We start from the raw sequence: 11,407 nt of genomic DNA, 5'->3' as shown, positions 1-11,407 counted from the left end.
GCTCAGGGCGCCGGTGCGGGTGCCCGTCGCGGTCGGGGTGAAGGTGACGCTGACCGTGCAGGAGGCTCCCGCGGCCAGGGTGGTGGCGCAGGTCTTGGTCTGGGCGTAGTCGCCGGTGGTGGCGACCGTGCCGAGCGTCGCCGACGCGGTGCCGTTGTTGGTGATGGTGACGGTCTGTGCCGGGCTGGTGCTGGCGACCGTTCGGGCGGCGAAGGCCAGGCTGGTCGGGGAGGCCGACAGGGACACGGTCTGGACGGGGCCGCCGGTGCCCGGGAAGATCTGGAACTCCGCGATCTGGGCCGCGCTCCAGCCGGTGTTGGCGGTGACGTTCAGCCGGACCTGGCGCACGGTGGCGGAGGTCAGGGGGATGGTGACGGTGTTGCCGGTGGAGGGGTTGAAGGTGTAGCCGGCCGAGGCCTTGAGGGTGGTCCAGGTGGAGCCGTTGGTGCTGCCCTCGACCGACAGGGTCTGCGTTCTGGTCGCCCACGCGGCCGGCGGCGGCAGCTTCAGGGTGATGGAGCCGATGCTCTGGGCGGAGCCGAGGTCGGCCTGCAGCCACTGCGGGAAGGCGCCGCCGGCCTCCCAGTAGGTGGCGGTGTTGTCATCGTTGGCGTTGCCCGACGGGTAACCGCCGTTGGAGCTGCTGGCCGTCATCGTCGCGCCGAGCGCCAGGTTGGTGGTCGAGGTGACACCGCTGCCGGACAGGCCCACCGACAGCGGGCCGTTCACGTCGTTGCTCGCCACGTTGAGCGTGCCGGGACGGCTGCCCGAGGCGGTCGGGGTGAAGGTGACGTTGACCGTGCAGGACGCACCCGCGGCCAGCGAGGTGCCGCAGGTGTTGGTCTGCGCGTAGTCACCGGTGACGGTGACGCCGCTCAGGGCCGCCGCCGCGCTGCCGGTGTTGGTGACCGTGACGGCCTGCGCCGGACTGGTCGTGCCGGTGTTGCGCGTGCCGAAGGACAGGCTGGTGGGGTTGGCGCTCAGGGTGACGCCGTTGACACTCTTGGCGATGAAGTCGGTCCAGTTGACGTTGATCAGCGAGCCGTTGTCGCCGCTGCCCGCCGGCTTGCGGACGACGAAGTACAGCGGCCCGCTGGAGGTCGGCGGGTTGGTCAGCGTCACCGGGAAGTTCTGGTAGGTCTGCCAGCCGCCGGTGCCGGTCACCGTGGCCTTCCCGACCAGCGGACCGTCCACCGCGCCCGCCCGGACCTCGATCGTGCCGCCGGCGGAGCCGGAGGCCGCGCGGAAGCTCAGGCGCTCGATTCCCGACAGGTTGACCGGGTCGTGGCTCCAGTAGTCGCCATCCTCGATGAAGGCGATGTTGTTGAAGCCGCCCTGCGGGTCGGAGGTCGTCTCCACCCGCACCCCGGGATCACCGGTGCCGGTGCCGCCGGGGACGCGCCCGGTCGCGGTGAAGAACTCGGCCTGCTTGTGCTTGGGCTGCAGGAGCGTTTGGGCCCTGCCGGTCAGCGGTGCCGAGGAGCCGGCGCCGCCCTTGTCGGTATAACTGGCCTCCAGCACGTAGAAGACGTTGTCGCCCTCGCTGTGCCCGGAGGACAGGGTGGTCTGGACGGTGCCCGAGCAGCCGGTGTACTGGTCGAGCGGGTGACCGTGCGTGTCGTGGCCCAGGATCGCCTGGATCTTCACGTTCGCGCAGTCGATCGTGCCGTCCTCGGGGTCGGTGACCGTGACGGTGAAGTTGACCCGGTCGCCGAAGGTGAACAGGCTGCCGTTGGGCGGCAGGTTAATCGTCACGGTGGGCGCGGTGTTGCCGACCACGATCGGCACGTTGGCGGTGGCGGTCTTGCCGCCCGCGTCCTTAACGGTCAGCACGGCGGAGAAGTTGCCCGCCACGGTGTAGGTGCGGGAGGGGTTCGCCTCGGTGGAGTCGACGCTGCCGTTGCCGTCGAAGTCCCAGGCGTAGGTGAGCGGCGTGCCGTCGGGGTCGGCGGATCCGGCGCTGGAGAAATTCACGGTCAGTGGCGCGGGGCCGGAGGTCTTGTCGGCCTTGGCCTGGGCGACCGGCGCCCGGTTGCCCCGCGTGTAGTCGATCCGGTAGATGCCGGAGTCGGTGTTGTTGCCGCCGAAGCCCGAGCCCCACTCGATGAGGTAGAGCGCCCCGTCAGGGCCGAACTTCATGTCCATCGGCTTCTTGAAGCTCATCGAGCCCAGCATCGGGTTGATGTCGGTCAGTTGTGAGCCGTCGGCGCTGAGCTGGAAGGAGTACAGGTGATTCTGGTTCCACTCGCCGAAGACGGCCTTGCCGTCCCAGTAGGCGGGCCACTTGCGGTCCGACACCAGCGCCGGGTCGAAGCGGTAGGCGGGCCCGGCCATGGGCGCACCGCCGCCGCCCAGTTCGGGGAACGCGGGGTCGGCGGCGTAGTGGTAGTAGACCGTGGCGGCCTTGACCGCGGGCAGGTCCGTGATGCCGGTGTTGTTGGGCGAGTCGTTCTTCGGCGCCGCGCAGTTGTACGCCTGCTTGGAGGTGTTCGTCGCGAAGTCGAAGTCGATGTAGGGCTTGTTGTTGCCGACGCAGTACGGCCAGCCGTAGAAGCCCGGGCCGTTGACGAGGTTCCACTCGACGGTGTTCTCCGGACCACGCGTGGGGCTGGCGTTGCCCGCGTCCGGTCCGTAGTCGGCGACCAACGGCTTGTGCGTCTTGGGGTCGATGCCGATCCTGAACGGGTTGCGGAAGCCCATCCCGTAGATCTCCGGGCGGGTCTTGGCCGTGCCCGGCGGGAACAGGTTGCCCGTGGGGATGGTGTACGTGCCGCCGGGCTCGGGGTGGATGCGCAGCAGCTTGCCGCGAAGGTCGTTGGAGTTCGCCGAGCTGCGCTGCGCGTCCCAGCTGTCCCGGCCCGCGCGCTCGTCGATCGGGGCGTACCCGTCGGAGGCGAAGGGGTTGGTGTTGTCGCCGACGGCCAGCCACAGGTCGCCCGTGGCCTTGTCGAACACCATGCCGCCGCCGTGGTGGCAGCACTCGGCCCGCTGCACCGGCACCTCCAGCACGACCTTCTCGCTGGTGAGGTCGAGCGTCAGGTCCGACCTGATGGTGAAGCGCGACAGCCGGTCCACGACCTTGTCCTGCGGGGAGTAGTACAGGTACGCCCAGCGGTTGGTGGCGAACGCCGGGTCGAGGGCCAGGCCGAGCAGGCCGCCTTCGTTGGCGGTGAAGACGTTCAGGTGACCGGAGGTGACCACACCGCCGCCCGGCTTGACCGCCTTGACGTCCCCGACCAGGTCGATGTAGAAGACGGTGCCGTCCGCGGCGACGTCCAGCACCATCGGGTTGGAGGTGTTGTCGTCGAGCGTGACCTTGGCGAACGCCGAGTCCAGACTGGCCGAGCAGTCGGCCGGCACCACACCGGCCGCGGTCTGCAGGCCGCCCAGCAGCATATTCAGGAAGTTCGGCTCGGCGAAGGACTGGTCGTCGTGGCCCAGCGCGGTGTACCAGGAGCGGCCGCCGTCGTAGTTCTGGCACCAGCTGTTGGGGTGGTCGGCGCCCATCGTGCCGCCGCTGTAGCTGGTCTCGTCCATGGAGGTCAGGACGTGGACCGTGCCCCGCGGGTCGGTGCGGAAGTCGTACCACTCGTCGTTGCGGGTCCAGCGGGCGGGCAGCCCCGCGGTGGAGGGGTGAGCGGGGTCCTCGACCTTGACGACGGCCTGCTGGGGCGTGGGGTGCTGTTTGAAGTACGCGCCGACCAGCTTGCCGTACCAGGGCCAGTCGTACTCGGTGTCGGAGGCCGCGTGCACGCCCGCGAACCCGCCGCCGCCCTTGATGTAGCTCTCGAAGGCGGTCTGCTGGGCGGCGTTCAGCACGTCACCCGTGGTGGACAGGAAGAGTACGACCTGGTACTTGGCCAGGTTCCCCACGGTGAAGGCGCCGGCGTCCTCGGTGGCGTCGACGGTGAAGCCGTGTTCCTGTCCCAGTTGCTTGATCGCGGCGATGCCCGCCGGGATGGAGGTGTGCCGGAAGCCGGCGGTCTTGGAGAAGACCAGCGCGGAGAACGGCGCGTCCGCGGCGGCCGAGGCTTGCGCGGGGACCGCGAGAGAGGGGACTACGAGGGTGGAGAGGAGCAGCAACAGGGTTGCGAGCATTCTTCTCATGCCGCACCTCGCGCGCTGCATGGGTGAACTCCGGTATGCATGTGCATTTCGACCTGACCTCATGCCTCAGTCAGGCAATGCGCGCGCCGACGCGTGTTGCCGGGGGGTGATGTGGGAGAACCGGAGGGGTACTGCCTCCGTTGTGCTGTCGAACGGGATGGAGACGTGCCAGCAACAAGCCTTTTATGGCTCGACGGTTAATTGTTTTGGTTCTAACACGCTTGCGTCCGGCACGTATAGACACAGAATGATCACGAAATGCCAGAGCTCCGGAGGTGACCATTCACGTCCCTTCTTCGCGTACGGCTTACGCGACGGCATGTGCATGGTCCCGCTCGTGGGATCTCCTTTGAGAACCGCCGTAATCGGGCTCATTGCTACCGCGGAGTATCCGAGGCGATTTTCGGCGCGATCGACGCCCATACCCGCCACTCGCCGCCGACCAGCAGATCCGTGGGGGCGAGGGCGAGTGCTTCGGCGCTCATCACTCCATCACCTTCCGTACGGTGTCCACGATGCGCGTGACCGAGGGGATCGTCGCGTCCTCGAGCGTGTCCGAGGACGGAAGCGGGACGTGCGGGGTGGTGATCCGGATCGGGGCCCCGTCGAGGTCGTCCCAGATCTCCTCGACGACCACCGAGACGATCTCGGCGCCCCAGCCGCACAGGCGCGGGTTCTCCTCCACGGTGAACAGCTGCCCGGTCCTGGCGACGGCGTCGAGGATCGTCGCGGTGTCGAGCGGGACCAGCGAGCGGACGTCCACGACCGTCGCGTTGATGCCTGCCGCGGCGAGCACGTCGGCGGCCTTCAGCGCCCGGGGCACCATCGCGGCCAGCGCGAGGATGGTGCAGTCGGTTCCCCGCCTCCGCACCTTCGCGGTGCCCAGGGTGTCGACGATCTCCCCGTCGGGAACCTCACCCTTCATGGAGTAGAGGCCCTTGTGCTCGAAGAACATCACGGGGTCGGGGTCGCGGACCGCGGCCGCGAGCAGGCCGATGACGTCCTCGGGGGTGGACGGAGCCACCACCTTCAGTCCGGGAACGGCCATGGCCCAGTTCTCGAGGCTCTGCGAATGCTGGGCGCCGAACCGCAGCCCGCCGCCGTTGCCGGTCCTGATGACCAGCGGAAGCGAGATCTGCCCGTTGGTCATGTAGCGGGTCTTGGCGATCTCGTTCGCGATCAGGTCCCAGCACACGGCGAGGAAGTCGGAGAACATGATCTCGGCGATCGGGCGCAGCCCGGTCATCGCCGCGCCCATCGCGGCGCCGAGGATGGCCTGTTCGGAGATGGGCGTGTCGGCGACGCGCAGCGGTCCGAACTTTCCGAGCAGCCCTCCGGTCGCCTTGAACACGCCGCCCGCCGCGCCGATGTCCTCGCCGAGGAAGACCACGCTGTCGTCACGTTCGAGCTCTTGCGCGATGCCCCGTGCCACGGCGTCGCGGTAGGTCATCAGTGTCATGCCGGGCTTCCTTCGGGGCGGGTGTCGCGGTCGATGGGGGTCGTCAGTTGCGCCATGCCGAGCTCCCGTCAGCCCACACGTCGCGCTCGATGAGGGTCAGGTCCGGCTGCGGCGCGTTCTTCGCCGACTCGGTCGCGTCGTCCACCTCGCGCAGGACCTCTTCGTCGATCGCCTTCAGCACCCCCTCGTCCACGCCCTTGCGCACCAGGTGCGCCCGGTAGGTCACGAGCGGATCCCGCAGGAGCCACGGCTCGACCTCCTCGGCGGGGCGGTACTTCGCGGGGTCGGCCCGCGAGTGCCCGCCGTGCCGGTAGGTCAGCGCCTCCATCAGCACCGGCCCCCGGCCCGAGCGCGCGTGCCGGAGGGCGTCCTGCGCGGCGCCGTACATCTCGGTCGCGTCGTTGCCGTCGACGACGACCGGCTCCAGGCCGTACGCCGACGCGCGGTCGGCGGCCGGACGGGGTACGGCGGTGACGCTGCCGATCGGGGTGTACTCCATCCACTGGTTGTTCTCGCAGACGAAGACGACCGGGAGCTTCCAGGTCGCCGCGAGGTTGAGGGCCTCGTGGAACGCCCCGATGTTGGTCGTGCCGTCGCCGAAGAAGCAGACCGCGACCTGGTCGGTGCCGCGCAGCTTCGCCGACCAGGCGGCTCCGTTGGCGATGGTCAGGTGAGCGCCGATGATGGCGTAGGAGCCCATGACGCCGTGCTCGACGCTGGTCAGGTGCATCGAACCGCCCTTGCCGGCCATCAGGCCGGTGCCGCGTCCGAGCAGCTCGGCCATGATGGGCGCCATCTCCACTCCCCGGGCGAGGGTGTGCGCGTGCCCGCGGTAGGTCGCGAACGTCCAGTCGCCGGGGCGCATGCTCGCTCCGAACGCCGCCGCGATCGCCTCCTGCCCCAGGGACAGGTGGCTGGTGCCTTTGACGAGGCTCTGCAGGAACAGGTCGTAGGCACGCTTCTCGAACCTGCGCAGCCGTTCCATGGACCGGTAGAGCTCGAGCTCGGTCTCCGCGTCGACCTCGTGTCGGAAGGCGGGCGTCTCGGGCAGGCCTAGATCAGTAGGGGTTGGCAACGAACAGCTCCTCTGCCGGGAAGAGAGTGATGACCCGCGGGCCGTCCTCCGTGACGACGATTTCTTCCTCGATCCGTGCCGCGGAGTAGCCGTCGGAGGCGGGACAGTAGGTTTCGAGGGCGAAGACCATGCCCGCCTTGAGCTCGACCGGGTTCTCCAGCGAGTTCAGGCGGCTGATGATCGGCCGCTCGTGCAGCGCGAGACCGAGACCGTGGCCGAACTGCAGGCCGAAGGCCGACATCTCGTCCTCGAACCCGAAGTCCTTGGCCTGCGGCCACAGTCGCGCGATCTCGTCGGTTCCGACGCCGGGTTTCACGGTGGCGATCGCGATGTCGATCCACTCCCGTGCCCGCTTGTAGGCGTCGCGCTGGGCGGGGGTGGAGCGGCCGACGGCGAAGGTGCGGTAGTAGCAGGTCCGGTAGCCGTTGAACGACTGGATGATGTCGAAGTAGACCTGGTCGCCGGGCCGGATGATGCGGTCGGTGAAGTTGTGCGGGTGGGGGCTGCAGCGCTCGCCCGAGACCGCGTTGATGGCCTCCACGTCGTCGGAGCCCATGTCGTACAGGCGCTTGTTCGCCAGCGCGACGACCTCGTTCTCCCGGATTCCGGGCTTGAGCGCGTCGACGATCGTCTGGTAGGTGCCGTCGACCATCGCGGCCGCCGTGGACAGCAGCGCGATCTCGTCGGCGGACTTGATCTGGCGCGCGTCGAGCATCACCTGCTGGCCGTCGCGAACATCGAGGCCGAGGCGTTGCAGCGCGAAGAGCATGGGGGGCTCGACGACGTCGACGCCGACGGGCAGGTGGGCGACGCCGGCGTCCTGGAGCATGCCCTTGATCTCGCGGGCGGCCCGGTCGAACAGTCCCGCCTCCGGTGCGACGGAGCCGCGCAGGCCGAGCATCCCGGCGCGTGAGTTCTCCGGCCGCAGCCAGGGGGCGTACAGCTGGTGGTGTTTGGCCGCCGAGCCGAAGTCCCACAGGATCGGCTCGGCGTCACGGGGCAGCAGGGCGTAGCGGGCCATCTTGTCCCGCGCCCACTCCCCGATCATCGTCGAGGTGATGTAGCGGATGTTGTTGATGTCGAACACGAGCATCGCGCCGAGCTCGGAGGCGTCCAGCGCGGCGCGCGCGCGGGCCAGGCGGTAGTCGCGGAGCCGGCCGAAGTCGACCCGCTGCTCGAAGTCCACGCCCATCCGCCCGGGGGCCGGCACGAGTGGCCCTGTGTCACTGCTCATCGCGTCTCCTCATGTGCCCGGGTCACTTTCCTGAGCGCCGTCTGAGCGTCTGCCGGGGCCGCCGATCCGGGCGCCGTCCGGGCATTTGCGCCGGTCACCTGCCCGAGGGTCGTCCGATCGCCTGCCCGGGCCACCTGTCCGAGCGCGGCCCGGGCGCGTGCCCCGGTCATCTGCCCGAGCCGAGGCCGTCGTCGACCTCGGCGGTTTCGGGCTTCAGCTCCAGGCCCGCGGCGGCGGCCATCTGGTCGAGCAGGACGGAGAAGTCCTCCTCGCTCCGGCCGCCCCCGATGGTGGCCTGCACCAGCTGCTGGGTCAGGGCCGCCACGGGCATCGACACCCCCAGCTCTCGCGCCGCCTTGAGCCCGAGGTCGAAGTCCTTGCGCAGCAGGACGGGCGTGAAGGTGGGGGTGTAGTCGAGCTTCACGAGCGCCGGCGTCTTGTAGCGGGTGAACGCCGAGCCCATGACGCTGTTGTTGAGGAAGTCGAGGAAGGCCGCCCGGGAGACACCGCCCTTCTCGGCGAGCACGGTGATCTCGGCGAGCGACTGGGCCACGACGCCGAGCAGCAGGTTGTGGCAGATCTTCACCAGCCTGGCCGCCTCCCCCTCCCCCACGTAGGAGGCCGAACGGCCGATCGCGCCGAGCAGCGGCGCGACCCTGTTGTAGACCTCTTCGGGACCGGAGACGACAAAGCTGAGCTTTCCCGACGCCACGACCTTGCCGTTGCCGCTCACCGGGCAGGCCAGGAACTCCGCCCCGTGCCGCTGAGCGGCCGCCCGCATCGCCGCCGACGCCTCCGTCGACACCGTGGAGCAGTCGACGATGATCGAGGGAACGGGGCCGCCGGCGGTGAGGAGGCCGCCCTCGCCGACCAGCACCTGCTCGAGGTCCTCCGATGAGGACACCATCGTGAAGACCACGTCGCGGTCGGCGAGATCGGCGATCGACTCGGCCACCGACGCGCCGTCGGCCACGAGTGCCTCGGCCTTCGACGACGTCCGGTTCCACACCGCCACGTCGGCGCCGGTCTGCGCGAGCCGGCGTGCCATGGCCGCCCCCATCCGGCCGGCTCCGATCCACCCGACGCGCAGCGGCGGGAGTGGTTCAAGGCTCATGCGGGCTCCTTGCAATCGATTGCTATGAATTTACTGAGACGCCGATCGGGTGTCAAGGTTCACTCACCCGCTCCGAGCTGGGCCGCCATCCAGTCCGCCGTCTTCTGGCGGTGCTGTGCGGCGACGTTCATGCACCCGTGGTTGCCCTCGTCGAGGAGCAGCAGCCGGGTCTCTCCCCCCGCCTCCTCCGCGAGGCGGGCGGCGTGCTGCCACGGGATGAGCCGGTCACGCCTGCCGGTGACCACGAGCAGCGGGCAGGTGATGGAGGCGGTCCGCCCCTTGAGGCTGAGCGTGTGCGCGATCTCGCGCGCGTGCTCGTCGCTCTCCGCCCTGGAGCGGGCGCGGAACGCCGCCCGCGTGAGGGCCGGCAGCTCCCCCCAGCCCTCGCCGAAGTCGTAGGGACCGGCGAGGGCGACGCAGGCGCGCACCCGGCTGTCGCCGCCGGCGATGCGGGGGGCGTAGTAGCCGCCGAGGCTGACCCCCCAGACCCCGAGCCGGTCCGGATCGACGTCCGGCTCCGCCGAGACGGCGTCGAGGATCGCGGCGCCCGGGACCTCCCAGTCACCGCGAATCGCCAGGTCATACTCTGCTTCGCCCTGCCCGGGGCCGTCGACGCTGAAGGTTCCCACGCCCCGTTCGAGGAAGAGCGCCTCGGTCGATCTGAACTCCTCCTTCGCCGAGTCCAGGCCCGGGACCATGACCGTCAAGGGGTGCGGGCCGGGGCCGTGGGGCAGGCGGAGAACACCGACGAGGCGTGATCCGTCGAACGGGATCTCGATCCGCCGACCCGGCGGGTCGAGGTGCGGGAGCGCGGCGTCGAGGCAGCGCACCGCGGCCAGGTGCGCCTCGCGCATCTGGTCCGGATCCTGGACGAAGAGGAACTTGCCGAAGTGATAACAGACGGCGGCCTGGACGTAGTGCTGGCCCGCCGACCGCAGGCGACCCTCCCGCACGGCCTCGGCGCCGAGAGCCTCGTGCTCCGCTCCCACCTCCGACCACGCGGAGCACCAGCCGTCCCAGTCCTTCAGACCGGACGTCACGCGCTCGAAGTCCGCGACCGCGACCCCGTTCGTCGTGAACCTCGGGGCCCAGTGCGAGACCGCCGAGGCGACAAGTTCGTCCATGATCTTCCCCTCTCATTGCAATCGGTTGCATACTGCTCGATCATATGAGCCATGTCAACGCTGCTCTCTGGATCACCGCTCATCGCTCCCGCCCCTTTCAGCACCGGGGAGCTGCATTCCCGGCGCGCGCTCGTCCGCGCCGCCGCCACGGCGCACGGCGCGGACGTCGTCCTCGCGTACGGCGCGAACCGGGCCGGCAGTGCCATCCCCTGGCTCACCACCTGGCCGGTCACCCGGGAGGCTCTTTTTGCGCTGCCACCGGACGGAGCGGGGCATCTGCTCGTGGGATTCCACAACCACGTGCCCGACGCCCGGCGCACCGTTCTCGGCTCCGGCCTCGACGACGAGGTCGGCCCGATCGGTGACGACCCGGCGCATGCCGCGCTGCAGGCTCTGCGGCGGCTCGGTCCCGCGTGCCGGGTCGGCCTCGTCGGTCCGGTCCCGGCCCGGATACGCGACGCCGTCGGCGAGTGGGCGAGCGCCGTCGTGGTGCTGGACGAGCACTACACCCGCCTCCGCATGGTCAAGTCCGGCGAGGAGCTCCGGTGGCTGGAGCACGCGGCGGCGCTGACCGACCTGGCCGCCGCCGCCCTGCTCGACGCCGCCGGGCGGGGGGCGAGCGAGCGGGAGATGGTCGCCGCCGCGGAGCACGCCTACCGCGCGGAAGGAGGCACGCACCACATCTGCTACGTCACGACGACGTCGATGAGCGCCCCCGACCGCTGCGTTCCGGCCCAGTGGCCGGGCGAGCGCGTGACACGGCCCGGTTCCGCCGTGGTGTTCGAGCTCAGCGCCGGATGGGGCCAGGACCACCCGGCCCAGCTACTGCGCACCGCGGTGGTCGGCGCCGAGCCGACCGCGCTCTACCGTCACCTGCACACGGTTGTCGAAGCCGTCCGCGACGAGGTCATGGGCCGCCTGCGCGCGGGGGTCCTGCCCGCCGAGCTGCTGGCGAGCCTGCGGCACGTCCGTGCCGAGGGGTTGTCGACCGTCGACGATCTCCTTCACGGACTCGGCGGCGGATACCTGCCCCCCGTGCTGAGCGGGCGCGATCTCACACCGCGCGGCCTGCACGCCGAGCCGCTGCGCGCGGGGACGACGCTCGTGGTGCAGCCCAACGTCTGCACCCCCGACTTCACCGCCGGCGTGCAGACCGGCGAGATGGTCGTGGTCACCGACACCGGCCACCGCTCCCTGCACCGGTTCCCGCCCGGCCTGCTCACCCTTCCCTTCGATGGTCATCAGCCCGTTTGACGGTTATCGGTGTCTCACCGTTCAGCCCGGGCCGCGGCGC

Annotated in this window: 7 protein-coding genes; 1 reads left to right on the top strand and 6 read right to left on the bottom strand. The window is 70.0% G+C overall.

The window, feature by feature from the left end:
* The 6 genes from CHC08_RS12560 to CHC08_RS12535 all read right to left on the bottom strand — a co-directional run.
* The coding region (locus CHC08_RS12560; protein WP_179282005.1) for a ThuA domain-containing protein at nt 1–4,107 on the bottom strand (4,107 nt) is incomplete at its 3' end.
* Nucleotides 4,108–4,591: 484 nt separating this feature from the next.
* Nucleotides 4,592–5,566 (bottom strand): alpha-ketoacid dehydrogenase subunit beta, encoded by a 975-nt coding sequence (locus CHC08_RS12555; RefSeq protein ID WP_089207407.1) that lies wholly within the window; start codon nt 5,564–5,566, stop codon nt 4,592–4,594.
* A 43-nt stretch (nt 5,567–5,609) separates the two neighbouring features.
* Nucleotides 5,610–6,641 carry a thiamine pyrophosphate-dependent dehydrogenase E1 component subunit alpha gene (locus CHC08_RS12550; protein WP_218825277.1) on the bottom strand — a complete coding sequence of 344 codons (1,032 nt, stop codon included), beginning with the start codon at nt 6,639–6,641 and terminating at the stop codon, nt 5,610–5,612.
* Nucleotides 6,625–7,875, bottom strand: a complete 1,251-nt coding sequence (locus tag CHC08_RS12545; protein WP_089207406.1) for a M24 family metallopeptidase — start codon at nt 7,873–7,875, stop codon at nt 6,625–6,627. Before CHC08_RS12545 ends, CHC08_RS12550 begins: the two co-directional genes overlap by 17 nt.
* 166 nt (nt 7,876–8,041) lie before the next feature.
* Nucleotides 8,042–8,989 carry an NAD(P)-dependent oxidoreductase gene (locus CHC08_RS12540; protein WP_089207405.1) on the bottom strand — a complete coding sequence of 316 codons (948 nt, stop codon included), beginning with the start codon at nt 8,987–8,989 and terminating at the stop codon, nt 8,042–8,044.
* A gap of 59 nt (nt 8,990–9,048) precedes the next feature.
* Nucleotides 9,049–10,113 (bottom strand): alpha/beta hydrolase family protein, encoded by a 1,065-nt coding sequence (locus CHC08_RS12535; RefSeq protein WP_089207404.1) that lies wholly within the window; start codon nt 10,111–10,113, stop codon nt 9,049–9,051.
* A 51-nt stretch (nt 10,114–10,164) separates the two neighbouring features.
* Between CHC08_RS12535 and CHC08_RS12530 the strand changes: the two genes are divergently transcribed.
* Entirely contained in the window at nt 10,165–11,367 is a 1,203-nt protein-coding gene (locus tag CHC08_RS12530) for a M24 family metallopeptidase (RefSeq protein ID WP_089207403.1), read from the top strand.
* The last annotated feature ends 40 nt before the right edge of the window (nt 11,368–11,407 follow it).

This window comes from Streptosporangium subroseum (assembly GCF_900188345.1).
Taxonomy (GTDB): Bacteria; Actinomycetota; Actinomycetes; order Streptosporangiales; family Streptosporangiaceae; genus Streptosporangium; species Streptosporangium subroseum.
Note: the sequence above shows the minus strand (reverse complement) of the source record. Positions and strands in the feature narration are given on the sequence as shown.